The 25,308-nt window shown below is 63.9% G+C and carries 18 protein-coding genes; 4 read left to right on the forward strand and 14 right to left on the reverse strand.

Annotated features, from left to right (window positions below; genetic code table 11):
- Nucleotides 1-549 precede the first annotated feature (549 nt).
- Nucleotides 550-858 (reverse strand): hypothetical protein, encoded by a 309-nt coding sequence (locus FZ938_RS27650; RefSeq protein ID WP_149201487.1) that lies wholly within the window; start codon nucleotides 856-858, stop codon nucleotides 550-552.
- Between the two features lie 1,057 nt (nucleotides 859-1,915).
- Between FZ938_RS27650 and FZ938_RS27655 the strand changes: the two genes are divergently transcribed.
- Nucleotides 1,916-2,569 (forward strand): AbiU2 domain-containing protein, encoded by a 654-nt coding sequence (locus FZ938_RS27655; RefSeq protein WP_149201488.1) that lies wholly within the window; start codon nucleotides 1,916-1,918, stop codon nucleotides 2,567-2,569.
- A gap of 470 nt (nucleotides 2,570-3,039) precedes the next feature.
- Here the strand turns inward: FZ938_RS27655 and FZ938_RS27660 are convergent, their stop codons facing one another.
- The 9 genes from FZ938_RS27660 to FZ938_RS27695 form a co-directional block, all read right to left on the reverse strand.
- Nucleotides 3,040-3,480: a hypothetical protein gene (locus FZ938_RS27660; RefSeq protein WP_211101182.1), complete on the reverse strand. Its 441-nt coding sequence runs from the start codon at nucleotides 3,478-3,480 to the stop codon at nucleotides 3,040-3,042.
- Nucleotides 3,470-5,566 (reverse strand): site-specific integrase, encoded by a 2,097-nt coding sequence (locus FZ938_RS27665; RefSeq protein ID WP_149201490.1) that lies wholly within the window; start codon nucleotides 5,564-5,566, stop codon nucleotides 3,470-3,472. The genes FZ938_RS27660 and FZ938_RS27665 overlap by 11 nt, the downstream gene beginning before the upstream one ends.
- A gap of 5 nt (nucleotides 5,567-5,571) precedes the next feature.
- A complete protein-coding gene (locus tag FZ938_RS27670) occupies nucleotides 5,572-7,410 on the reverse strand; it encodes a hypothetical protein (protein ID WP_149201491.1) in 1,839 nt (612 codons plus the stop codon).
- Nucleotides 7,410-8,912: a tyrosine-type recombinase/integrase gene (locus FZ938_RS27675; protein ID WP_149201492.1), complete on the reverse strand. Its 1,503-nt coding sequence runs from the start codon at nucleotides 8,910-8,912 to the stop codon at nucleotides 7,410-7,412. Before FZ938_RS27675 ends, FZ938_RS27670 begins: the two co-directional genes overlap by 1 nt.
- Before the next feature lie 196 nt (nucleotides 8,913-9,108).
- Complete coding sequence (locus FZ938_RS27680; protein ID WP_149201493.1) at nucleotides 9,109-10,761, reverse strand: site-specific integrase; 1,653 nt, start codon at nucleotides 10,759-10,761, stop codon at nucleotides 9,109-9,111.
- Nucleotides 10,762-10,904: 143 nt separating this feature from the next.
- Nucleotides 10,905-11,096 carry a helix-turn-helix domain-containing protein gene (locus FZ938_RS27685; RefSeq protein ID WP_149201494.1) on the reverse strand — a complete coding sequence of 64 codons (192 nt, stop codon included), beginning with the start codon at nucleotides 11,094-11,096 and terminating at the stop codon, nucleotides 10,905-10,907.
- The gene (locus FZ938_RS30730) at nucleotides 11,093-11,260 is read right to left on the reverse strand and encodes a hypothetical protein (RefSeq protein WP_174757524.1); all 168 of its coding nucleotides are present in this window, start codon (nucleotides 11,258-11,260) and stop codon (nucleotides 11,093-11,095) included. The genes FZ938_RS27685 and FZ938_RS30730 overlap by 4 nt, the downstream gene beginning before the upstream one ends.
- Before the next feature lie 45 nt (nucleotides 11,261-11,305).
- The gene (locus tag FZ938_RS27690; protein ID WP_211101183.1) at nucleotides 11,306-12,157 is read right to left on the reverse strand and encodes a hypothetical protein; all 852 of its coding nucleotides are present in this window, start codon (nucleotides 12,155-12,157) and stop codon (nucleotides 11,306-11,308) included.
- Between the two features lie 52 nt (nucleotides 12,158-12,209).
- The gene (locus FZ938_RS27695; RefSeq protein WP_149201496.1) at nucleotides 12,210-12,770 is read right to left on the reverse strand and encodes a hypothetical protein; all 561 of its coding nucleotides are present in this window, start codon (nucleotides 12,768-12,770) and stop codon (nucleotides 12,210-12,212) included.
- Between the two features lie 353 nt (nucleotides 12,771-13,123).
- On the opposite strand from FZ938_RS27695, the gene FZ938_RS27700 reads away from it, so the two are divergent.
- The gene (locus FZ938_RS27700; RefSeq protein WP_149201497.1) at nucleotides 13,124-13,603 is read left to right on the forward strand and encodes a helix-turn-helix domain-containing protein; all 480 of its coding nucleotides are present in this window, start codon (nucleotides 13,124-13,126) and stop codon (nucleotides 13,601-13,603) included.
- Nucleotides 13,604-13,894: 291 nt separating this feature from the next.
- Nucleotides 13,895-16,204, forward strand: a complete 2,310-nt coding sequence (locus tag FZ938_RS27705) for an AAA family ATPase (protein WP_174757528.1) — start codon at nucleotides 13,895-13,897, stop codon at nucleotides 16,202-16,204.
- Between the two features lie 311 nt (nucleotides 16,205-16,515).
- Here the strand turns inward: FZ938_RS27705 and FZ938_RS27710 are convergent, their stop codons facing one another.
- Genes FZ938_RS27710 through FZ938_RS27725 form a run of 4 tightly spaced genes read right to left on the reverse strand, consistent with a single transcriptional unit; the run spans nucleotide 16,516 to nucleotide 24,135 of the window.
- Nucleotides 16,516-19,431 carry a DEAD/DEAH box helicase gene (locus FZ938_RS27710; RefSeq protein WP_174757529.1) on the reverse strand — a complete coding sequence of 972 codons (2,916 nt, stop codon included), beginning with the start codon at nucleotides 19,429-19,431 and terminating at the stop codon, nucleotides 16,516-16,518.
- The gene (locus FZ938_RS27715) at nucleotides 19,428-20,804 is read right to left on the reverse strand and encodes an EH signature domain-containing protein (protein ID WP_174757531.1); all 1,377 of its coding nucleotides are present in this window, start codon (nucleotides 20,802-20,804) and stop codon (nucleotides 19,428-19,430) included. The genes FZ938_RS27710 and FZ938_RS27715 overlap by 4 nt, the downstream gene beginning before the upstream one ends.
- 59 nt (nucleotides 20,805-20,863) lie before the next feature.
- Entirely contained in the window at nucleotides 20,864-21,838 is a 975-nt protein-coding gene (locus tag FZ938_RS27720) for an OmpA family protein (RefSeq protein ID WP_149201501.1), read from the reverse strand.
- Nucleotides 21,839-21,849: 11 nt separating this feature from the next.
- Nucleotides 21,850-24,135, reverse strand: a complete 2,286-nt coding sequence (locus tag FZ938_RS27725; RefSeq protein ID WP_149201502.1) for a hypothetical protein — start codon at nucleotides 24,133-24,135, stop codon at nucleotides 21,850-21,852.
- A gap of 84 nt (nucleotides 24,136-24,219) precedes the next feature.
- On the opposite strand from FZ938_RS27725, the gene FZ938_RS27730 reads away from it, so the two are divergent.
- Nucleotides 24,220-25,305 carry a hypothetical protein gene (locus FZ938_RS27730; RefSeq protein ID WP_149201503.1) on the forward strand — a complete coding sequence of 362 codons (1,086 nt, stop codon included), beginning with the start codon at nucleotides 24,220-24,222 and terminating at the stop codon, nucleotides 25,303-25,305.
- Nucleotides 25,306-25,308 lie beyond the last annotated feature (3 nt).

Raw genomic sequence — 25,308 nt, forward strand, 5'->3', positions numbered from 1 at the left:
GAGTACTTGGCCCATAGTGCATCCCTCCAGTCCTGCACGTAGGATGCACCATCAAATGCCGGGACTAAACATCTAGGGCGGCGCCGTCGGCGTCGGACAGTGGGCACCAGGCGCAGGGCCTCAACATCGACGTCGTGGCGGCCGTGGTGGAGATCGAGGCGCCGGCCCGGGCCGGTGCCGGCCAGCTGATCACCGTCGGCATGCCGGCGAGGTGGCCATTCGCCCCTTTCGCGACAGCGGCCGGCCGCTCCATTAATAGATAGCAGCAGGGCAACGCCTGCCTGGACATCTCAGCGCCGGTACGGCGGTCGACCAGGCTGGGCCAGCCGCTTCGCCATGCCCCACTGCCCCAGCGCAAATGCCGCGGCCGGATCAAGAGCCTCCGGAGGTTTGGCATCTGCTGGGCAGCGCCTGTCGATCATTTCTGGATCCTGGACGGGTGATAGCCGGCGGTTTATGGGGCCTCGCTTTATCTGCCGAGCGAGACTACCGCGCGCATGCTCGCCATGCGCGACAATCTTGCTGTTGGTCTGCGCCGTCAGCTTCGCCTCACGCCATCCGGCAAATACCTTGTTCGATGCAAGCGTTCAACACGATGTCCGACAGAGGTTCATGAAGCTCTTCAGGAAAAGTGATGGTTGACATCCACTTCCCCCCATTATCCCGGTGAAGTGGAGCGGTAACAGAAGTGGCATGCTGCCCGTTCATGATCTCTCTCGACACACGGAGGCCGCGAACCTTGAACTCGATACCATGGATGGTGATAGACACATCAACAAGCGCCAACAATTTTCCGCCGACTGGTGCCTTGCGCACAGCAATGACTTCAATCGTGACGGGCTCAGTCTCGTTCAGCACCTTCGCAATTCACTCTACTGATAGATCCAACTTCGAAGAGCCGCGGTTCCCGCACCGTCTCAGCTTCCGCAGACCTCTTAGGCCTTCAACTCAGCAAGGCGCTGCAAGACAGCTTCTTCCCGGACGCTTTCTGCGCGGGCATCAGTCCAGGCGTCCCCGCAGGCGCCGCACGTGGTGACAGGGACCTGCACATCGACGGTCGCCATCAGGACTTCTCCGGGTCCATAGGGGAAACGGACCGGCTGCGTTTCCACGCTGTGGACGAGGTTTGCGCTCCCGCACTTCGGGCAGAGCTTGTCGAGGGGTTCCCCGAAGTCCGTGTTCAACATCACTTTCTGTTTTCCTTAACGAGTATCGAACGCAGGCGGTTTCAGCGACTGACCTACCGGCCCATTATCGCCCACCGGGAGACCCACTCCAAGCTCGTGGAGGAGCTGTCGGTATTTTTCAGGCGGCAATGCCCTCCTTTTCGCGACACTCTGATCCGCCTGGATCAGAGTGTCAGCTTTGCCACCGTTTTCGCATTATCGCATAGAAAGATTTTGCTTCGATGGAAACCCGAACCGTTATGTGCTGCAGTGTAAAACCTTGTTATTTCTCAACCGAAGAGTTATGATCCAAGAAGAGAACAACTTGTTTCCCTGGTGAGAAATGCGTAAACCGCTGATTGTCCGCATTTACAAAAAACCCGATGGTCTTTTTTACGTAACTGATGGCATTCGCGACTACGGTCCGGGAGGCGCTTCACCCGAGACTGTATATAAGAACATACCTGAGGGTGCTGAATTGGTGGATGACCCTACAGCGCAAAATGAAAGTCTTCAGCCTACTCCCGAAGATGAAGGTGTCCCACCGCCCCCACCGCCCCCACCGCCCCCACCGGTCCCAGGTATATAAGCACCATTCCGCAATCTCGGGGCCGCCGGCATTCTACTGGCGGCCCTGATCAACTTCAGAATTCAGGGCGGCCAAAAATCACATATTCTGCTCAAGCCCCAGTTTCTCGCGGGTCTGTGCGTATAAGCTATGTGTGTTGGCAATAACAGAAGAAAACGCAATGAAAAATTTGATTCAAGCCAATTATGAAGAGCGGCTGAACAGCTATGCTGGGCTGATTCACGGGAACGCGCCACCAGGACTCGTAGCTAAATTGGCGATATACTCGTCGCTTATCGAAAATTGTTCTAAACGAAGCGATAAACTCTGGGAGATCGAGCCGTTACTCGATCCACTGATCCGATCGGTCGAGGTTGATCTTCACTTGGCAACAGCCAAGCTGCTTGAGGATCCGCGCCGTAGTGACCGGAGTATTTTCGCGTTTCTCGACTTTTGCATGAAGAACCGGTCGCACATTACTTGGAAATCCGGAACTCCGCCAGAAAGCCTTGTGCAACAACAGCTTAATGACCTCGAAGCGAATCGCGGCACAATTGCGGCGATCATGGCTCGACGCGACAAGTTTTTCGCGCATCTTGACAAGAAATACTTCGCCAATCCGAAAGGAATTTACACAGACTATCCCCTTGATCAAAGTGCAGTCATTAAATTGGTCAATTGCGTTATCAATATTATTTCAGAACATCAAAGTAGTCTGGGTGGTGCGGTTAATTTTCATTTGGGTGAATTTTACGAAATTGGCGTCGACAACATGATCCGCAACCTTGAAGCAGGGCGTCGAGTGAATTTTCCAAATCAGCTAGACAATTCTTGAAAGGTATGGTGCCGCTCACCCGACCGAAATCCTACAAGAATGCGCTGAGTGGCGGAAATATTTTTGTGTGTCTGGAGGTACGCATCAAAACTCCACCTATTCGCGACAGCGAGGCCGCCGACGTCCAGCCGGCGGCCTTTGCCGTTTCCGGGGGCATGGATCGACCGTTTCCGTCAACACCGTTGGGGATGCCAACTCGCAGCCACGCCCATGTTCGCGCCGCATTTTCAGAACCCGGACAACCTGCGCACTTTCCTGTAGTGACCCCGTGCTGGGGATGTGAAACGCGCCAGGGGCGCACAGACGGACGAACGTTCGAGTACTGTTCGCTTTCCAACCACCAAATACGATTCTGCTCGCGCGATCCCAGGCCGGGCTCCAACCACGAACTGCGAATAGCCAATTTAGTTGAAGCGGACACTGGGCAGGCAAAACAGAGTTTGGCGGACGGGACCGACGTTGGTTGCTTTCTATCGGTGGCGCGGCGCCTTCATCGGCACCACCTTGTTCCCGGCGACTGCGGCGACCTCGGCGCGAAGGTTCGCAATGGTGGCGTCCTTCTGTTCGACGGCGAGGGACAATGCCTGGATCTGGTTCGCCATGATGCGGATGGTCTCGCGCAGGGCTTGGTGCGTGGCAGCGGCCTCCTGGGTGCGCTGATCCAGCTCCTCCTTGAGACGCTGGGTCTGTTCGCTGGGGAGCGGCTGGGCGTCGGACTGGCTTCGGGTCCGAACGGCTTCCTGCCATTCGGTGATTACGTCCTTGGCTCGGGCCGCCGTTGCCCGGGGAATGCCGGCCTCGGTGTAGACGTTGTGCCAGGTGAGCTTTCCGTCGGTGCGCTGGGACGTGCCGGCCAGCAACTTCGCCATGGCGTCACGGAGGGCGGCTGCGGTCAATGACTTAACGGACATTGGCGGCCTCCGTGATGACGTTGACGACCGCTTGGCATTCGTCTGCCTTGGCCTTCAGGATGTCGTGCTGAATCGGAGAGATGCGGTTTCGGCGGCTGAGTTGGAGGGTGTCGTCCAGGGTGTGCTTCCACACGGGCAGGTGCTTCTTCGCCCAACATGCGCTGGCACAATGAGGGTCGCAGATGCCGGCGACGGGTTCCCGCCGCTCCGCGGTGCGAAGGTGACGCAGGCAACGGGCCTCCTCGGGGGTGAAGAAGCAGTCGGCGAGGAGACCGGGGAAGAGGCGGACCCGAAGGTGGTGGAGCATCTTGTCGCGGCGCGCCTTGTCCACGACCTTGCCGGGGAAGTCCCCGAGGGTGGCGCGGATGTCGTCGAATTCGGCGCCGATCTGGTCGGCCATCGGACCGGCGACACGAACCCCGCGCTTGTGGTCCTCGTACATCTCGACGATGTCGCTCTGGCGTGCGAGTGCGCGTTCCGCTTCGACCTCGGCGCGGAAGCCGCTGGCCGAGTTGCCGGCGTAACCCTCGAAAATGACTTCGCAGGTATGCCCGTACTGGATCATGCCCCCGACGACACCAAACGGCCGATTGGCAATGTGCCACGCCACAGTGCGGCGGAATTGCCGGGTGTTGAACAGCCACGGCTCACCGTCGGGCCGAGCTGGGATGGCTGGAATGCCCATGTCGATCAGTCGGGGCTGAAGCGTGGCGTTGATATGGTCGCGGAAGTCGTTAACTCGCCCAGCGGCGCGGGACTTGATGGCGAAATCAGTCTTCCGATTGTGAAGATTCACAAACAGCAGGTCGCTGCCAGTCTCTTGGCGGAAATCAGCGGTCAACTCTTCAAGGACCGCGATCGCGCGCGCAACCGATTCAATGACAACCCATTGACGTTTCTCGCCGGACAGGTCGGACCCCTTGAAGGTTGTGCCGTGCAGGTGATGACGAATGACCGCTCCCTGCGCATCGCGAACTGGCCTGCAGCAGCCAACACGAAGGTCCTGCACTTCACTGTCGCGCATGCCTGAGAGATAGGCACAGACAATGTAGCAGGCCGTGATCAGATGACGGCATTCGACTTTGATCGAGTGCATGTCGAACGGGACATGCCAAGGTGAGGAAGCGCCGGGCGGAACCGCCGGGGATGCACCCAAGCCTCCCACAGCCAGTCCGAGTTCACGCACTGCGTCGTCAATAATGTCGCGGTTGGTCTTCACAGACGCCATCGTGATGCCTGTCGCAGCGGCGACGAGGCTCCAGCTAAGGGTAAGGCACCCTCGGCGAGGGAAGGCAGGGAGTGGTCGACGATCCTGGCGCTGCAGATCAAGCCATTCCTGAAGCCGGCGCCGAGCCCCTCCTTTTCCAGGGTGCGGCCGACGCTTCGTCGATTCCTGTGTGACGGAGGCGAACTCCTGTTGCGCTGAAATGACGTCCGGAGCGAAGTGATTTATGTAGACCAACGCCCACCGAAGCAGTGGCCCCATGATGGGCTCCGGAATGCGCTCCGTCAGGTTCTCCTCAGGGTGCTCGTAGCCGACCAAGTCCAGTAGGGATTTGCCGTTCCAGGGAAGGAAGGTGACCGCGTCATAGCTCAACCAGTCGCGCGCCTCGTATAGCGCGTAGAAAATGGTCAAGACATAAGCTTGGTATTTTGGGGTTGTTTTGGCGCCAGACAGAAGCCGCTGAAAAGAGTTCAGGTCGTCTTGTGTAAGATCCGCAAGGCGATGAATAGCCCTCTGGTCCATAAAATCATAGACGCGCCGGATGTGCTCAAGGAGGAATGAAGCGCTCCCCGCACTGATCAACTTTGGGCGCCGTGACCGCCGGGATGTAGGAAGGAGGCGATTCAGACGCTGCATGATCAACTCTTTCGCCGTGAGGCGACGCAGAGGGTCGGCGATGCTGGAGAAGTCGCAACGGCTGCCAAAGGCGGGAGCGTTGTTGCGGAACACGATACAGCGCAGATTCCAGACGTCGTCACCGAAGAGGGGCACTGGCCCGTTGACCGTGCGCCCCTGAACCACTGGGGCATCAGTTGCCCAATGCAGGGACGCGACGTTGGTTTGAAGAACGGCAGGTTTCATGGGGATCACGGGGCCATGGTAAGTTCAGCGGGCAACCAGACAAGGTGTGTGTCAGACTCTGCGATGGCCTTGGCCACTACGATGTCGTGGGTGGGGAAGCGAGGCAGGATCTGCTCCGTAATGCGGAGGTAGGCACGCCCGAACCTTTCAGTCCACGCGGCGAGATTCATCTGTTGCCGTTTGCCCAGCATGTGGTCGAGAAAGGCGAGGAGGGCCGGCAACTTGGAAGCCGTGATGACGGCGTTGCCACATTCCAGGCATCCCCATACGGGTGTTGGGCAGGGTTTGCCTTGGGCGCCGTGGGGAGAATGGTCAAAACCGAGACACCCCGCAAGCCAGACATCAGTCTCACCGCGGGCGACGGACTCCATCGCTGTGGCGTCTTTCCCGACGTCATCTGCGACTTGCCGCGGATTGGCCTGGAGACGCTGTTCAGAGACGCCGTCCAGGATAACGGGGGCGAATGCGGCGTCGTAAGCGGCCGTCAGGCCTGCTTCAATGGTCGCCTCGTGAAGCGGACGCATCGACGGAATGTCTGCGTAGTTCGTTGCCGCGACTGAGCGGGTATGGTCATCAGCGAAGTCAGCAAGATGTCCGTTGACCTTGCGGTAGCGCTCGCTCTTGTGAGTCTTCCGAAGGCGTTGGAGAATGATGTAGGGGAGACGTGCTCCGTCGTCTCCGACGATGGCGTGCCGTTCACAGAAGCGGCGGAGTGCAGAACACTTCGTCGGGCCCGCGGCCCAAACAATGAGGCGGCCAATTTCGCCCTTGTTGTACCCGATGAATAGCCATCCACGGACATCGTCGTCAGCCAGTTGGCGCGACCGTTGTGTGAGGCGCTGCACGACGAGGACAAGCCATCCTGGAGACATGGGCGCATCACAGCGAACCCGCTTCGTCATCTCAGTGTCGCGGCCGGCACGGCGTTTCACGTAGCAGAGATCAGCGTAGCCGTTTCCCTCATTGCGAAGACAATCTGCGCCCAGAGAGCGCACGCACTCGATGGGAAGACCTGTGGATAAAGACAAAAGAACAGTGAATGCGAGAACATCGTCGATATCGAGATGAGCCTGTAGGATCAGTTCCAAGCAGGTGAACCCCGTATGGACTTTGACTTTGCTCACGAGAGGATGCTGCGCCCGTACGAGACCGCGATTGGCAAAGTGCCACACGATGTTGTCCGCGTTGGTCCAACCATTCACGTCCGGATTGCAGCCACGGGCAGTGCGGGCCTCCCCATCAACGGTGATGCGCGCAACAACACGTTCAATGTCACGAGCCGATGCTTCACGGAGCTGGGCCGCAACATACGGCGAGTAGCCGTCGATAGGGGTGGACTTTCCCTTCCCGTGACGGGAAACGTAGGCTAGGCGCGGCTTGATGTGATCCCCGATGTGACCGTGGCGATGGGCAATTTCCAGGAACTGGCGAAACGCCTGCATCCGCACCCACGACATACGTGATGCGGAGCCAAACCGCGTATGCAGATAGTCGTCGAACGCATCAACGTCGTCAGTCACGATGGCGCCCAGGGTCGTCAGGGCTGGGTCGCGGGCATAGCACGCGCCAAGAAAATCTGCAAAGCGGGCAAGCGACTGGGTAATCTGACTAACAGAGCCTGGCGAGCGCAAGGATCCTCCTGGCTGAGTTTCCTCCCACAGGATCGTTGCCGCCGCTGCCGCAATGGCTGGAAGTGGGTAGCTGGTAAGATCGATGGGCGCCGATCGCCCGCCGCTGAAAACGGCTTTGAAGCGCACCCCAGCGACGGTCGGCCTGGGCTGGGGCGGCGCGTCGTCAACTGCAGCGAAGGAGACGCGCCTGTTGTGGAGCGAGACCTTGGCCATCAAAGGGTCTCCTCGTCGTTCAGGAGATCATCAGGGGAACCGAGACGAGCGGACCACTGGTCCACGGCCTGATCGACCAACTCCTGCGCCTCCTCGATGTACGTGAGGTAGATGTAGGTGCTGGTGAGGCTGCGGTGACCGAGGAGGCGACGCAGGCGGTCGAGAGGGTCGAAGACGATGCGGCGGTAGGCACCCTCGTCCAGGTCGCGGCGCTGCTGGCGGAGATCGACGACGCTGCCCAACGAGGCGCGGATCAGTTCGCTCAACATGTAGACCGCGAAGGTGTGACGGAGCGTGTGCGGCGTCACGCGGATGTCGAAGCCGAAACGGGCACACCGCTCGCACGCGCGGATGAACACGGCTTCGAAATTCTCAGGCTCTGTGGGCAAGCCTTGCTCCGTGCACCAGAGGAGGCCGGGTTCAGAGGGGAATCCGTCGTCGCCAATGCTGAACAGCTTGGCCCGATCTTCTGGGCCGATCGCGGCGTAGTCGAGCTTCTTCGTGGCGTGGCCGGCGAGGCGGCAGTGGATGGCCGTCCAGCGGGTAACGAGCAAGAGGTTGTCCAGGCGCCGATAGTGGCCAGCCTGAACGGCCTTGGCGACGGCGTTGTCGCGATCCTCCTGGATGTACGGGAGGACGAAGTCACGGAGCACGCGCCGTGGGATGTGAACGAGCCGTCCCTTTGCGCGCTTCGCCGTCAGATGGGCCAGCTGCATGCGGAAGGTCTTGACGTTGGCGGTGGTGTCCGCAGCGGGATCAGGCAGTTCCGCTTTGAGGATCCGCGTGGCCTCCGTAAGACGCAGGCCTGTGGTCACCAGAAGCTCCGCGAAAGCGGCGTTGCGCAGGGCATTGCGCCCACGGAAGGAGGGGTCAGGGCGTCCGTCCGGAAGGCGGCCGAGCAAGCCGATGTCGCGGAACCGCAGGTAGTCATCCAGGGTGATGCACTTCACCTCCTCGCTCGGGCCGACGCGTTCCAGGAACTGGTTGCTGCGCACGGTGGTGCTGCCGTCGTGCCCTGGAATGTTCGCAGTGGCGTAGCGGTAATCGAACGGCAAAGCGGCGATCAGGTCCTCGCTCAGTGCCCAGCGGTAGAAGCGGTCCAGGGCGGCGATGGCGCGGTTCCAGCTGCGCTCCGTGACGGCGGCCAAGCCAAGCCGACGGGCGCGGTAGTAGCTGCGGAGGTCGTCTTTGCTGGCCCTCAGCAGGGGCGTGCCCCCGCAGCGCTCGTCCAGGAACCGGGCGAACAGGTGGAGGTCGCGGGCGTAGGCGCGCCACGTCCGCGGCGAACGGCAACCGTCGGCCGAGAGGTCGCGGAAGAATTTGTTGAGCACGCGGTCATAGCGACCGGCTGCGTCCAGAAAGAAGGGCATCCCGTCCGGGACGGAGAGGTTTTCCAGAGCCTGCAGCGCCGCCGGCGGCAGTGGCGGAAGGGCGACGCCAGTCAGCGACGTGTCTGGACCGGAACGGCGGAGGGAACCGAGGTCTGTAAAGAACAGTTCCATCGCGTCACCTACGTGACCGGAATCGCGACCTAGGCCAGGCGCCGAGTGCGATCAACGGTGAACGGGATTACCGACATTGGGTTGATCCTGCGCTGCGTTCCTGCTCCGCAGTGTAGAGCCGGGATGAGACCTACACAAGTGCCGTAAATAACGGGACGGCCCTATGAGACTAATGAGCCCGATACAGACTGTAGGGCTAATCCTGTCCGGTGTAGTAGGTCACCGTCGTGTCGGTGGAGCGATGGCCGAGGAGTTGGCGCGACAGCTCGTAATTGCCGGGATCGAACTGCTGACTGAGCTTGCCGGCGAGGTGGCGGAACAGGTGGGGATTGACCGTGAGGCCGGTGTGGTCGCGCACCGCCCGCTCGATCTGCGCCGTCAACGCGGTGATGTGCTTGCAGCCGCCGTCGCGTCCGGGGAACAGCAGGCCGCCGGTGTCCGACGTCAGCAGCGGGCGGTAGCGCGTCAGGAAGTGGTCGATCATCCGCACGAGTGGTTCCGGCAGCACCGCCTCGATCGGCTGGCTGGTCTTGGTCTCCTCCGCCGGGATGACGAGATGGACGACGGCGTGATGGCCGGAGCGGCTGCGGCAGAGATGACGATGGACGTCCAGCCGCAGCAGGTTGAGGCGGCGCAGCGGCACCAGCAGCAGAATCTGCACCGCCACCGCGGTCTGCGCCATCAGGGCTTCCCGGCGGCTGGGCGCCGCCACGCGGTCGGCCTTGTCCATCAACCGCTCCGGCAGGGTGAGCAGGGCCAGCAGGTGCTTGGGGTCGTCGAAGGCGCGCAGACGGGCTCGGTTCTTGTCGGTCATACCCTTGCGTCGGCCGCCGAGCTTGGCGACCAGCTTGTTCAGCCGCTCCAGGTCGGTCTTGGATACCTGAACCCAGTGACGGGCGACAGCCAGCAGGCACTTGGCCTGTTCGATCAGGCCGGGGCTGGCCCCGCCCCGGCGGGTCATCAGCCACAGCAGGGCGGCCTTGAAGCGTTCCGGCACCACCAGCGCCGCCAGCGTGGTCAAGGTCCGGGGTTCCTCACCGGCATGAACGAGGGCGGCGGCGAAACGCAGCACATGGCCGCGGGCGGTCTTCAGTGAGCTGGGGCGCAACGGCCGGGTCGGGCCGAACTCGTCCAGCGGGTCGGCGCCGGACAGCCGCTGCATCCATGCCGCCAGATCGGTGGCAAAGGACGCCGGGAGGCGGTCCAACGGCAGTTGGTAGTCGTCCCGGTTGCTGGTGACCGGCACCGGCGTGATCGGCCAGCCGGGCAGGGCGACGGCGACGGCTTGGTTCCACTGCTGGCGGGCCATACGCTCGACCCGCTGCGGCTTGGCGACCAGCGTGCCGTTCGTTAGCGATGTGGCAAAGGCGGTGAAGGTGGCGTCCGACACGGCGTCCGGCCTGATGTCGTGGTCGGCACAGTACCGCAGGAAACGGGCGAGGCCGCGCTGCATCGCCGGGTCGGTGACCGCCGCGCGGAGGCTGTACCAGGGCTCCGGCAGATGGCAGGCGAGGCGCCGGTGGGGCGCAGCGGTGCCGTAGTGGCGCAGCAGGGTGCCGATAGCGGAGCGGATGTTCTGCCAGCGCTTGAGCGACAGGCCGTGGGCCGCCGGATGGACGGAGGCGATCAGCGGGCGCAGCGCATCGAAGCTGGCCGGGATGGCGGCGAGGTCGCGTCCGACGATGCCGCCGAAACGGCGCAGGGAGGAGGCATGGTCCCGGGCGCGCTGCGGCGGCAGGGCGGGGTCGGCCAGGACGCGCGTCAGCAGGTCGGCCAGGGAGCGCACCGGCGGCATATCAAGCACCGCAGACGGACTGAGCGGAAACTGGGAAGTGGTGGAGATGGTCATCCATGGCCTCGGGAAGACAGGAGTGGACAGGAAGTCCGGATCGGGAAGACGTAGCACGCTTTTGGTTCGAAAATACGAGGGCGACCTCTTCCCGATGATCGTCTAAGCCCTTGCAACTACTGGACAAGGGTGGACAGTGGTGGTCAGCTGGTCCAGCGCTGCCGCAGGAAGATGTCGAGGTCCTTCGGCTGGATGCGGATCTGACGGCCGAGTCGGACGGTGGGCAGGTCGCCCGACACAATCCAGCGGCGGACGGTCTTGACGCTGACCTGCAGGCGCTCGGCGACGTCAGGGATGGTCAGCAGGGCGGGGGGACGGGAGGGGAGCTTGCTCATTGCGGCTTCGGGGGCTGCGTCGGCTCGCCCGAACGCGCCAGGTATTCCCGCGCCGCCATGCGGCCCAGCAGGCGCGCCAGCGCACGCAGGCGCTCGACCGCAGCCTCGGACTCGGGAGGGGTGCAGGGGGCGGCAGTGTCGGGGGAGAGGACATGGTGGGTCATGCCCTCTTCGTGCCAAAGCTGGACTCCTGTGCCGAAAGGGCCAGATCAGCTCTGCGGCGCAGCTGATTTGTTCGGGCCGGTTCGCCGGGCTTTGATGGCGCGCTTCACTGCGGTGCGCAGGGCGTTCTTGGTCGGCGTGTAGCCCAGCGCCTCCAGGCAGAGTTGGAGGAAGTCGACCAACGGCCCGCCGGCGGCCCCGCTCATGTCGTCCCAGGAGGTGCCGGGCGGCCGGTCGCTGATCGCCTCGTAGACGTCCAGCAGGAAGTCGAAAGTCATGTGGTAGCCGGCCGCGGCCTTGTGGCGCGTTCCACCGACGCCGGAGGCGACGCGGTCCGCTTCGGCATCCCGCACCAGTTCGGCCGCGGTCCGCAGCATCAGCACGCCGCTGAAGGCGTCCTCCAGCGCGTGGTCTGCCTGCCCATCCATGATGGCGGCGTTGGGGTCATCCGGCGTCAGTTGCGCGGCCAAGCCCCACAGGAGCTGTGGGACGGGACGGAGGCGCCCATCCTGCGGTGTGTCGTCCTGGATGGCCTCCAGCAGGGCGTCGCAGGCCGCCATGATGCGCTTCATTCGGTCGCGGGTGGCGCTGGGGGCGGGCGTCTGGTCAAGGACTGCGTGGGAGGCTGCCAGGGCCGGAAGTTTCTCGGCGTAGTGGCGCCAAGCCGCAATCCTGCTGGGATCGGACAACTGCAGCCGATCGACGACAGCATCGAACAACAGCCGCCATGGTTCGTCCCGCATTTCCGTCGGCTGAGGTACCTGTTCCGTCATAATGGGTATCGCTGTGATGCCGAAGGTGGATGACGTCGCGGTGTCGCGTCGGATCATACCGGGACCATCCGGCGGCATGAAGGGCGGCTGACGCCGCCCTTCCGCTGCCATGCCCAGCCTTGCCATGCCACGCCGATCCGTGCCACGCCAAGGTTGCATCGAGGCGCCGGTCGGCCCCTCAATGCACCGTGAAGCGCCCGAATTTGGGGCGCCAATCTCCAAGGCCGACCACCTCGCCGGTGGTGCGGATGATGTCCCGGACGTCATCCTCGCTCAGCAGCGATGGCATGAACTGGATGGTGACCGCAGCACTCCAGTCATCGAAGCGCGGCCGGACCCGCATCACCCGCAGGCGCTCAACCCGGACGCCAGTGCGAAAGCGGAAGCGGCCGTCATCCCACAACTTCTCTGGCTCGCGGGGGCCGTCATACTGAAGCGGGATGTTGCCGTCACACAGGATGCCCGCTTTGGCCAGCGGCCCGCGGCGTTTGCGCTTGGCGCCGTCGATCAGCGCCGCCTCGATCAACTCGCCCGGAAGGCAGGGTTCGCCGCCATGCAGGTAGAGTGAGCCAAGGAATTCAAGCTTGGCCATCCGCTCCAGATCGGCCTCCGTCTTCGGCCGCTTGCTGCTCAGCTTCTTGATGTCCTTGACCAGCGGGTCGAGCGGATCGGCCAGCCGGCCGTTGTGCATGAGGAGGGGTGAGACGCCGGTGATCTGGAAGCTCAGGGGCTGATACATCGGGGACCTCCAGCCGCGGACGGGGGCGGCTTGGCTGGGTGTCGGGGAGATTGACCGTGGCCGTGGTGTAGCGGCGGCCGCGCAGCATGCTGGTCACGGTCTCGTGGCAGGGCGCACACAGCGTTGTCACGGCCTCCAGGCTGTCCTGGGTCCAGTCGCCGCGGGGAGGGTAAACGCGGTGGTGTCCTTCCAACTGGTCTGTCGCGTTGCACAGGACGCACCGCCCGCCATCGCGGGCGAACGCATCACGCCGCAGAGCGCGCCATTGAGGACTGGCGAGGTAAGCGGCGTAACCGGCAGGGCCGCGGGCTGGACCCATCGGCGCAGCTGATGGGGACACTGCTGACGGAGAGATGTTCGCCGCTGATGTGTTTGTCGGCTTGCATGGGCTCATGCCGATCCATTGGTTCGTTCTGATCGACAAATACCGATCTGGTAGATCGTGGTCAAGGCGCCATAACGGCGTAATGATCCGGATCATGCCATTAAGCTTGAAGCAGCGTGTCGGGTTGAGGGTTAAGGAGGCGCGGGCGGCCCGCAGCCTCACCCAAGAGGCATTGGCGGATCTGGTCGGCCGGACGGTCGAGGCTGTGTCCAACATCGAACGAGGCCGCACCTTTCCGACGATCGAGACGCTGGAGCAGCTTGGTCGGCATCTTGACATGCCGATTCAGTATTTTTTCGAGGATGCCGACCAATCTATCGAAGATAAGAGATTTATATTAGAAGGGCGAGTGAAAGCCATAGCCAGAAGGCTAAATCAAGAAGATTTGGAATTGGCAGTTCTGCAGATGACGGCAATGTTAGAGGTTAGGCATCCGAGATCTGGTTAAATGCAGGGCGTTGTCAAGATTATGATTTTCCATATGGCGTAAGCGCCAAAATTGTTCTGTGAAATCAGCAGAAATATTGCTTAGATCGGTGGAAGTCGAGTGTAGTCAGAGTTGCCTTGACAATGAGGTGGCTCCGAGCGCCGACCGAGCAATTGTATTTTTTTGCCGAGAGGTGCGGGCAATGTAGGGGGGCCGCGCACAATAGCATTTCCAGAAGCCCGATCTGCGCTGATGCGTCCCCGAGTGGTGGTGCATGGCAGCTCGGGCAGGCCCCCCACTGGAAAACAAACCATGTATGACAACGTCATCCGCCCGAAGGCGTGGCTGGACTTCAATGATGCGCCTAACCAGATCGAAATCCCGGACTCACCGCAGCAGGAAGGGGCAAAGGACGCCATCAAGGAGATCCTGCTGGGCGCCTTGCCTGACGTGCTGACCTACCTACTGCCGAAGGGCAAGCGCGTCGGGCGGAAGTTTGTCATCGGCAACACTGCGGGTGAGCCGGGCGACAGCCTGGAAATCGAGCTAACGGGCGAAAAGAAAGGCGTCTGGTGCGACCACGGCAATGCAGCCGAGGGGCAGACTGGCGGCGACATCCTGTCCCTGTGGGCCGCTTGCCACAGCATGAACGCCAGGACGCAGTTCCCGCAGGTCCTGGAGTCCGTCAAGGCATGGCTCGGCGGAATGAGCGACCGCTATGTCAACGCGACGCCGACGCCAGGAGAGCCGAACAGCGACGACTGGCAGCCGATGAAGGTGCCGCCGACGGACGAGCTGGGCATGCACACCGGCATGTGGGTCTATCACGACATGGCCGGCGCTGAAATCTGCCGCGTCTACCGTTACGATCCGGTCGACCCGAAATCGGGCGAGGTCAAGAAGACCTATCGCCAATGGTTCACCCGCGAACGGCGCTGGTCGGCACCGCAGGACCCGCGCCCCCTCTATCGCATGCCGGAGCTGGCGAACGTCGGCGAGGTCATTCTGGTCGAAGGCGAGAAAGCCGCCGACGCTTTGTGGGCTATCGACATGCCAGCGACGTCGGCGCTAGGCGGAGCGAAGGCGCCGACCGACAAAACCGACTGGTCGCCGTTGGCCGGCAAGCGCGTCGTCATCTGGCCCGACAAGGACAAGGTGGGCTGGGAGTATGCGGAGAAGGCCGGCGAGGCAATTATGCGGGCCGGTGCGGCGTCTGTCGCCATCCTGACCCCAAAAGAACAGTGGCGCGACGGCACCGACGTCGCCGATCTAGCTGCGCCCCACGACCCGAACGGCAAGGGCATGGGCTGGACTCCGGACAGCATCCGGGCGTGGGTGCGCAGCAGTACGAGGAAGGTCGCCGCTGCCCTTAATCCGTCGTCGGGCTACCCCGGCTTGGCGGCTATTTCTCCAGCTCGCGACATGTTCCGTGGCGCCGCGAAAGCGCGCCAGTACTTGGCGGATGGCATCCTTCCACTCGGCATGGTGACGCTCTTTTCTGCTATGGGAGATGCCGGCAAAGGCATGATGACGCTCGACTTGGCGATTAAGGTGGCTGCTGGAGCGCCTAGCACCGCCTTCGGCGGCGAAGAGACAGCGTTTGGCGGTCCAATCAAGACGATGGGCAAAGTGGTCATGTATCTTGGGGAGGATGACTCCGACACCATTCACGAGCGACTTCGCAACCTCGACCCCGGCAATCGCCATTGCAGCAATGATAACCTTAAGATCGTGCCCCTGATTGACTTTGGCGGCGCTCAACCCCTGGTAACGATGAACAAGGGGCAGGTGAGTACGACCCCCTTCTTCGATCAGATTCAGCGCGACTTGATGGCCATTGAGGAGCTGAAGCTGGTGGTGATCGATCCGCTTCAGGTATTCCTGCAAGGCGACCTCACGACAGATACCACTGGCGCTGCCTACGCAATGGCCCAGTTCGCGCGCCTCGCCCGTGAAACCGGGGCAGCCGTTATCATCAATCACCACATGCGTAAGCCCGCCAACGGCAAGTCGGTCACCACTCCCGAGCAAGCGCGTGAGGCGATCCGCGGCACGTCTGCTTTGGTCGACGGTGTGCGTTGTGCTTACGCGTTGTGGCCTGCCGAAGAAAGTGTCGCACGATCGATTCTGAAGATTCGTGACCGCTGCTATTCTCCCAATCAGGTCCTGCATGGCGCGGTCGTCAAAGCCAATGCCAAAGCCGACCGCGAGACACGGACCTATGTCCGCAACGAAGTCGGCCTCCTCGTTGACATCACCCACCAACTTCGCGGAGGTCGACAATCTGAAGAATTGCTGATGGAGTTGATGGTCGACAAGATTCGGCATTATGCTGAAGCCGGGCATCCATTTCAGCATACCGGTAAGGATCAGGGGGTGTATCCGAATCGTAAGCTGCTGGGACAGGTGCTTTCCAAGTCATCGCGGGACATCCTCGAGGGTATCGTTAGAAAGCTCCTTGCTTCTGATCGCATTCGCAAGTGTGCTGCGAGGGGGAGTTCTGTACCTAAGTGGCTTGATGTACCAGGTGGGCCTTTTGCTCGCGGTGTCGGACGTGTGAAGGCTGGCGCACCGGAACCGGTCGAGGATGCCCGCGTCGATGATGGTAGCGATGAGGAGTAGCCGAGGTTAGGAAATATCCCCGGTTCCCGCGTCCCCAGCGGGGATCAGAGTTGCCGGGGATTGCCTAAGTCGTTGATCTGGTTCAGATAGTTCGGTGGTTGCTTGATCCCCGTCCCCATTTTTTGTCCCGGCGTAACCTGTTGATCTAGCGGGGGAATTTGTTCCCGGGGATCGCTATCTTTAGATAGATGAAGGCATCGGGGATGCCTTCATCTAAAGCTCCGGAACGAACCGTTTGGGACAGGTTCGCTCCGGAAAGGTGACCGAGGCAGAACTATACATTCGGAAGTTCTGATTCTTCAGGGATGGCTCTATGCGACTGACGTCACCGTCGCCGTAAACAGCTCGTTCCGGTCTTCGTCAGTGGCGGCTGGCGGCATCAGCGCATCCTGGAACAGGCGGCGCTTTCGGACAAGCAGGGCATTAAGATTGCGGTCAAAAGCCGAGCAGCCCTCGCCCAACACCGCCATCGGGATATGCACGAACACCGGCTTGGTCTGGCCAATCCGCAAGGCCCGGCCGGTGCACTGATCCTCTACGGCCGGGTTCCACCACCGTGAAAGGTGGATGACGTGGTTAGCACGGGTCAGCGTCAAGCCGACGCCACCAGCCCGGGGCGACAGGATCATCGCGTCGAATCCATCGGCGCCGGCTTGGAAGCGGTCGACCCGCGCTTGTCTTGCGGCTCCAGCCACTTGGCCACTGATGATCATCGGAGGGGCCGTCAGCCGATAGCGGCGCTGAAGGATGCCGGCTAAGCGTGCCTGCATCGCCAGATCGTCGAGGAAGATCAGGGCGCGCTCGCCTTTCCGGGCGATGTCGTCGAGGGCGGTGAAGGTAGCCGCCAGCCGTGCCGATGCCGCGATGAAGGCATCGTCGCCGCTGATGCTGTCGGGATCGGGATGGAGTGAAATGGCGCGCAGCCGTTGCAGAGCCCCCAGCATGGCACCGGCCTTCTCTGCCGTCCGGGCTTCGGCAATCACCGATTCATAGGCGTTGCGTTGCACCGGCGGCATCGGTGTTTCAAGGACGATTTCCTGCGGCAGTGGCAGGTCGGGCAGACGATCCTGTTTCAGCCGCCGCAGCAGAAGCGGCGCCCGGCCGCCATGCCAGGTATCGAGCGAGGATTTCAGGCGCTTCAGGCGTTCCGGGTCGGGAGACCGCTCATAGTCGGCGCTGAAGCCCTTCAGTTCGCCAAGCACAGCTGGGTGAACGGCGTCGGTGATGCACCACAGGTCGGACAAGCGATTTTCGACCGGCGTGCCGGTCATGGCGATGCGGAAATCGGCGTTCATCGCCTTAGCGGCATCGGTCAGGCGTACGCCGGGCGTCTTGATCTTCTGTGCCTCGTCGAACAGCATGGCAGCGAAGCGCACCTTGCCGAAATCGCGATCGTAGTCGCGCAGGGTCTCATAGGTGGTCAGCACCCAGTCGGCGGTCTGCAACGCGCCGACATTGAGCGCCGGGCGCTCGTCCTCTGTCCGGCACTTCAGCGCGGCCAGCCCCCGTCCGAAGGCCTCCGTGCAGTTGCCGAGACCGGGGGCGGAGAGATGGCGGTCGGCCTCTCCCCGCCAGTTCTGCAGGAGGCCGGTGGGGGCGACGACGGCGACCGGCGCATGCGGGATGACGCCCTCGGCCATGCCAGTGCGGAGCCAGGCAAGAAAGGCCAGCCCCTGCAAAGTCTTGCCCAACCCCATGTCATCGGCCAGCAGAACGCCTGGCCGACCCATGGTCCAGGCTTGCTGCAGCCAGGACAGCCCTTCGGTCTGATGGGGCTTCAGTGGCGTCGCCAGCGCCGGCGGCAACGGCCTGGACGGGGCGGGGCGGGGGGAGAACTGCCCTTCGACCTCCACCGCTTCCTCGTTCGGGCGGATCAGCAACGCCTCCGGCCCGCTTTCCCCGTCGGGCTTGGGCGGAGCTTTGGTTGAAGCCTCCTTGGGCAGGCGGCTGGTAGCCAGATCGTTCAGCGCTGCGAGCGTGTCGGTGGTGGCGGGGATGGCGACATCCTGACCGTCCACCGGAACCGAAACGCTAGGCAGGCCGGCGCCGATGGCATTCTCCACCTGCACGCGTAGCGCGTCGGCTTCCTCCGCGGTCAAGGGGACAGTCCGGTCGCCGACCATCAAACCTGAGGGGGAGTCCTCTTGGCCGTCCCCGTCCTTTGGGTCAGCGCCCCGTCCGCCGCCAGCCGCACCGCCATCTCCGAACCAGTCGGTACGGGAGAGCGGCACCCATGGGACGACCCGTGGCCGCCATAGCCCGAGCCCGACCACCCGGTCGGCATAGTCCGCCGTCTCGCGGAAGACCGATTCCAGCACGGTGTCGTCGATGTCGGGGCCCAGCGCTTCGCGCAGGAAGGCGCGGGGAGCCGCGAACAGCGCCCGCTTGGTCGCCGGTGGGGCCGACTGCACTCGTCGTACCTCGTCCAGGGCACGGCGCAGCACCGGCGTCGTCACCGCGTACCAGTTGCTGCCAAGGGCGTAGACCGGCCGGGCAGTGGTGAAGCGGTTGAACTGGTCCTCGCCGAAGCCGCGTTGCCGGTCCTCGGTCAGCAGCGGTTGGTCCGGGGCGTCGCTGGTCCGGTGGAGGATGGGGACCAGCCGGAGGCTGTCGCCTTCACCCTTGAGGTCCAGCGAGAAGGAATCGGCAACGGCGATGGTCATCGCGCCGATCATTCCACCTGCCTCGGCCATGCAATCGTCGACCGCGGCCGGCAGGACCTCGCGCAGGGCCGCCACTGCTGAGAAGCGGGCGCCCTGGTCGTCGGACGGAGACTGGTTCACACGGTCGGCGGCTTCCGCAATCTGGTACAGCGCATCGGGCAGCCGGCCCCACTCCCCGCCGATCCGTAGGAAGGCCCCAATCCGCTTCGCCCCGACCGCGGGCTGGCCGGTCGGGCGACGCCATTCCAACTCCACCGCGTAGGACGGGCTGGTGATTACACCGCGCGTCCGCAAATGCGCGACCACCGGGGCAGGGGCGGGAAGGCCGAGCAGGCCGGCTTCCCGGTTCGACAAGCCGGCGACCGCCCGATGCTCCACCAGCAGCAGGTCGCCCTCGGCTATGGCGACCTCGGCGGCGATCAGCCGTTGCGCCAGATCGACGCCGGGCAGCAGGGCATCGGGGACCCCGACCGCCCACTGGTCGACGGCCAGTGAACCGCTCGCACCGGTTACCCGGATTTCAAGGCCCGTCGGTTGAGGCTCTGCTGAAAAACGAAGCGTCATTTCGGCATCCAGTCGCGATGGGTCAGATGGATCCCCGCCCGGTCGGCCAGCATCCGCGCGACGCTGCCTTGCCAGCGGCTGCTGTCGGAGCCGACATGGCTCAGGCCGCTGGAATCGCGATTGCCATTCGATCCGTATTGCGGGTTGGGCGGGAAGGGGAGGCATGTGCCGATTACATCGCTACGGGAATACTCGCGCAGATAAAGTTTTGGAGCCGTCTTCCAGTCCAGTGGCCAAGCCCTGAGTTTCCCGTTGTGGCTCCATTCGCTGAAGACCGTATTTTTCACCCTCAGCAGGAGAACCGACTGATCCCCGTTGCCCCTCAGTCGGGCAAAGCCGCCATTCAGTTCGCGTACCGATCTTGCAGACGTGTGGACGGCGGCACCCAGCGCCAGCCACGCATCGTCGATACCGCCGGCTTCCAGGCAAGCGGACCAGAATGCTTCCCGGTATCGCCACTGCTTGTCGTAGGCGTATTCGCCGATGACCTCGAAGAAAGCATTCAGCGAAGCCCTCGCCAACCACTGCCGCATGACGGCAACCACGGTGTCGCCGGCCTTGGCCCAGCGTTCCGGATGCAGGCGCGGGTCGCGCAGGTGGGTCAGCAGGAAGGATTGGACTGCGGCGCGGACTGCTTCGTCCGGCAGCCGCCGTCCGTTGATCCAGGGCGCCAGCAGGCTGCGGGCCAGATTCCCGTAGGCCTCCGGCTCGGAAAAACGCAGCTGACCATCGGGGGCCAGGAAGTCCGTCAGGCGCGCCATGGCGGCCGGGCCAGCGGTGCCGGCGATGCAGTCCGGGGCCAGTTGCAGCACCTCATGCTGGACCGCACGCATATAGCCGGAGACGGCGCGCAGCGGGTCGTCAAGGCATGCACGGGCCAGCAGCGCCGGAACGGGGTCGGTGCCTTGCAGGATCTGCAAGGCCAGCGTCTTCGGCCCCTTGACCGCATCGAACAGATGGCACCAGCTGTCGGCAAGGCGCCATGGCTGAAGGCGCGCGTCGGCATTGCCGGTGATCAGCCGGCGGATGGCACGCCCGGCCTCTACCATCCGCGGACCGTCGGGAGCGAAACCCTTCAGCCACCCCTCGATCAGGGTTCGGCGTACCCCGGCCCGGCGCTCGGCAAGTCGCAGGACCGCCTCCAGCAACCCATCCAGCGTCGCAAGCGGCGCCTTGTCCGCCCACATCAGCCAGGGCGCATCACGCAGGTCGCGCGGTGCGGCGCCTTCCCAGCGCTGTGGGCTGCGAGCCGCCTGCTGCAACCGGCGGCGTACCGCCTCCAGCACGTCGCCGGCCGGCAAGGCCGGTGCGGCATCGCCAGCCGCCAGCGCCACCAGCGCCTGCGCGCTTCCCGGCATTTCGGGCAGCTTCACGCTCCGGCCCAGCAACTGCACCGTGGCGCGCAGCGCTTCGAGCGCCTGACGGGTGTGGTTCATGGCGTGGTCCCCGGCGCTGTTCCCAGCAGGCCGCGGATGCGGTCGCGCAGCCGCTGCAACTCTTCCGACGTGCGGGCGGACAGCACGAAGCGAAGGTCGATGCGCCGGTTGCGCCGGTAATCCTCCTCGGTCGCCGCCTGGGCTTCGGGAAGCGGCCGGCGTTCGCCGTAGCCGGACACGCCCAGCAGCGGAAGACCGTCGATGTTGCGCAGCCCTTCCAGGACCGGCTGGGTCTGGCGCAGTGTCTGGAACACCGCCAGGGCGCGGTCGGTCGACAGGCGGTCGTTGCGTGCCTGCGATTCCGACCGCGGCAGATTGCGGTATGGCTGGCGGTCGGTGTGGCCTTCCACCAGCATGGTCTCCAGGATCGGCATGCTGTCCGCAGGGCAGCCGTCGGTCTGCCTGCCCACGGCGTAGCAGGGCAACAGCCCGGAGAGCACGTCCGCCAGGGTGACGATGGTCTGCTGTGCCTCCGCCCGATAGTCGGCCCGCCCTGTTTCGAACAGCAGGTCGCCCGACAGCCGCAGGATGCCGGAACTCGGGTCGAGCGACACGCGAACCCCCTTGTCCTGAAGGGATTGCTCCAGCGACAGTAGCAGGCGGTTGCGCAGGTTCTGGCGGTTCTCCAGGTCCCGTTCGAGCTGGGCTACCGCCTCGGTCAACAATTGCCGAAGTTCTTCGTTCTGCGCCCGCTGGCGGGCCGCTTCCGCCGACTGGCGCTGCGCTTCCGCCTGGGCCTGCCTTGCGCGTTCGGCCTGTTGCTGTGCCTCGGTCTCCGCCAGTTCGGCGCGGCGCAGCGCCTCCTCATAGCGGGCGCGCTCGACCATCTGCTCCTCCTCCGCGTCGCGGAAGTTGAGCGCGAAGACGGTCAGCATCAGCAGGAAGACGAACAGCACGCCGACCATCAGGTCGCTGATCGAGGCGAAATAGCCTTCGCCGCCTTCTTCCTCGGCTCCGGTCGATGCCGCCATGTCCTATCCCCTCAGCGCCGCCCGACCGGCGCGAAATCTTCAAGCGTGGCTTCCAGATTCTTGACCAGGCTGCCGAGTTGGGTGGCCGCTTTCGCCAGATTCTGATCGGTCTGGCCGACGAACTTGCCGATCTGCTCGGTGAAGCCCTTGAGGCCGGTCTGGAGGGCGGACAGGGTGTTCGACAGCTCCCGGTCCACCCCTTCGAAGCGCTGTGCGGCGCCGTTCAGGCTGACGGTCAGGTTCTTGGCGGCGTCGAGCACTCCGTCGAAGCGGGTGGTGGTGCCGGATACCTGTTCGATTGCCCGGCTGACGTCCAGCGACGCCCGGGCCAGCGGTTCCATCGCCGCGCGGGCGCTCTGGCTGGCGGCGGTCATGCTGTCGGCGGCTTTTGTCAGCGGCTCCACCGCCTTTGCGGCGGCGCGTTCGAACTCCGTGCTGCGGGTGGCCAGTGTGGTGGCGGCCTGCCCAAGCGCGGCGATCTGACCGGCCAGCCCGCCGGCCCGTTCGCCGACCAGCCCACCGGCGTCGCGCAGGGACCCGCCTGCCGCCTCGCCGCCCTTGCGGATGGCGTCCGACGCCTCGGTGCCGGCCCGGCCCAGCCGGTCGGCTGCACCGTTCAGCGCCGTCGCCACACCGTCCCCAGCCTCGCCCAAGGCGGTGCGCAGGGTGGCGGCGCTGGAGGTCCCGCTCTCCCGCAGGGCATCGCCGGCCTGCCCGAGCGCCGTCCGCAGATCGGCCATCATCGCCTGCAATTCGGTTCGCATGCCCTCGGTGGCGTCGGCAATGCGGTTGACCGCCTGCTCCGCCCCCTGGCCAAGCGCGCTGCCGCCTTCTGACGCCGCGCGTTCCAGACCGGCGGACATCCGCTCCACCGAGCGCTCCAGCCCGGCGGTGGTTTCCGCAACGCGGGCAGCCAGCTGGCTGAAGGCTTCGGTTCCGGCATTGCGGCTGCTTTCGGCCAGCGCCCGCAGTTCCGCGACCATCGCCTCGACCGAAGAGGATAGGCGGGCGCCGCTCTCCTCCGCCTGACGTCCCATGTTGGTTTCCATGGCGGATGCTGCTTGGGCCAGGGTGGTGGCGACGCCGCGTGCGGCTTCCTCGAAGCCGGCGGCGGCCGCTTCGATCCGGGAGGCCATCTGCTGTCCGGCCTCGGCTCCAGCGGTGCGGCTCTGTTCCGCGACGGCGCGCAGGGTCTCGGTTAGGCCGCCCATCTGGTCGGTGATGCGGGACAAGGCCGCTTCTGCCCCCTCGCCCATGCGGGCGGCCATGCTGTCGGCCGACTGCGCCATCTTTACCGCGGCGTCGCCCAGCCCCTGCTGCAACCCTTCCAACCGCGCGCCAAGCCCAGACAGGGTTTCCGCAACCTCGTGCATGCGGTCGCCCGTTCCTCCCTGGAGCTTTTCCAGGAAGGCGTCGAGCATCGAGCGCATGGTGTCCTCGTTGCGCGAGGCCATGCCGTCGGCCAGCCGGCCCATCGCCTCGGCCAGCGGCCCGATATGCTCACCCAATCGCGCGTCGAAGGCACGATCCATGGCGCTGCCGAGCGACACCGCCAGATCGTTGGTGAAGCTTTCCAGATAGTCGGACTGCCGCACCAGCAGTTCGTTCGTCTCCTGCTGGAGTGCGGCCGGCGTCATCAGCGGAATTCGTGCTTCCAGCGCGGAATTGAACAAAGCCAGTGCTCGTTCGACCTGCTTGAGGCGGCTTTTTCGGACAAGGGCGTAGATGATGGACAGCAGCATGCCCATCAGCGAGGTGATGAACTTGAACGACGCCGTGTCGAGCAGTTGGCGTAGCGCGCCGTTGCGCTCCGCCGCGGTGCCGGTCACCACCTCGCCGGCACTGCCCAGGGCGACCGCCAAGCCAAGAAAGGTGAACAGCAGCCCGGCTCCAACCAGCAGGTTCGGCATCGCCGCGTGATACCGCAGGTCTGTCGCGATGGACGGGCCGCGTAGCAGGTCCAGGTCGAACCAAGCTCCCGGCCGGGTCGTCGAACGCACGGGACGACCTGCCGATCGGGGCAGGAGCAGGGATTGCCGGAATTCGCACCAGGCGCCACCCAGAATCGGGTCGCGCGCAAAGGTGGCGTTGACCTCCTCGTAGCGTTCGACGAAGGACAGGGCGTCCGCCGATTTGTCGAGTTCGCCATTCGCCTCCCGAAGGGTATGAAGCAGGCGTCCGGTTCCTCGGTTCAGAGAGGCAATCGATGCCGCCGTCCAGCAGGCCAGGAATAGAACGACAAGCCCAATCGTGTAGGGATTGGAGATGATGGGAGCGGCGGCCTGGACTATGTTCATGGGGTGGTAATCGCTTCGACGTGATCCATCATACGATCGCATTGGTAGATACAATTTCTTGAAAATACGCTAACGGTGCCGCCAATGACCGCTATAAGCGTTTCGATCTATGACGGTGCGCAACTCCTGGAGAGGCGCGACTGCCGCACGACTCTGTTACCCGATCAGCGGACGGCGGCGATCTGGCGGGGTTTGGCCTATCCGCTGCTGGAGGGCGAGCGCATCGACGTCTCGGGGGAAGCCGTCGTGCCCGGCGCCGCTCCGCCACCGGCGGTCGGTACATCGCGACCCGATGCGCGCTTTGCCTTGGTCGAGGGGGTGGGGGAGGCCTATCTGCTGATCCAGGGGTCGGTGATCGATCGTGAGCAGGCGGCGGCCCGGCTTACGTCGGGCGGATTGACGGTTCTTCGGCACGGGCGCTATCTGGGCGATCTGGTGGACGGGCTGGCGGCCGACTGGTTCGTCCGGTTCCAGAGCCCATCCGCCGCGCCGCAGCCGTTGGCCGACCATATCCGCACCCTGCTGGACGGATTGCTGCGGCCTGCTGAGGCGCCCGCGAGCATGGCGGAGTTGCGACTCCGGCTCGTGGAGGGCGAGTTGGCTCAGGCGAAAGCCGCAGCGGCGTCATTGAAGACCGAGGTCGCCCGTCTGCGTCTGGCGCTGGCCGAGCAGGCATCAGGACCCATCCAGGACGATGGTGGCGAGGTCGCCGAGCGGCTGCGCGCCGAAGTGGATGACCTGCAGAAGGCGTTGGCCGAGGAGGCGAAGCACCGGATTGCCGCCGAGGCGCTCGCGCTTGAGGTTCCGCGCCCGCCGCGTCTGCTGGCCGCTGGCCGCCTGAAGGACGAGGTGGCCGCCGTCTTCGCCGGGCTGTTGCCGCGCATCCGCCTACTTCGCTCCAGCCTGGACGTGGCCGCCGTAGAGTTTTCCGACCGCCGTTTCCTTTACGGGGCGCTGGCGGAACTTGCTAACGGTGCCACCGGGACGCCACCGAACTGGAAGAAGGTGAAGGGAGCCGACCGCTGGTGGGAACGGCACATTTCCAACGGCCAGGACGACACAGGCCGCATATACGCACGTCTGGACGCGGAAGGCCGAGACTGGGAGGTGCTGGTCTCCCACAAGTCGGAGCAGCCCAGAGACATCATATGGTTGCGGTTGTGCGGTTGACCG

Source organism: Azospirillum oryzae, assembly GCF_008364795.1.
In the GTDB taxonomy this organism is placed as follows: domain Bacteria; phylum Pseudomonadota; class Alphaproteobacteria; order Azospirillales; family Azospirillaceae; genus Azospirillum; species Azospirillum oryzae.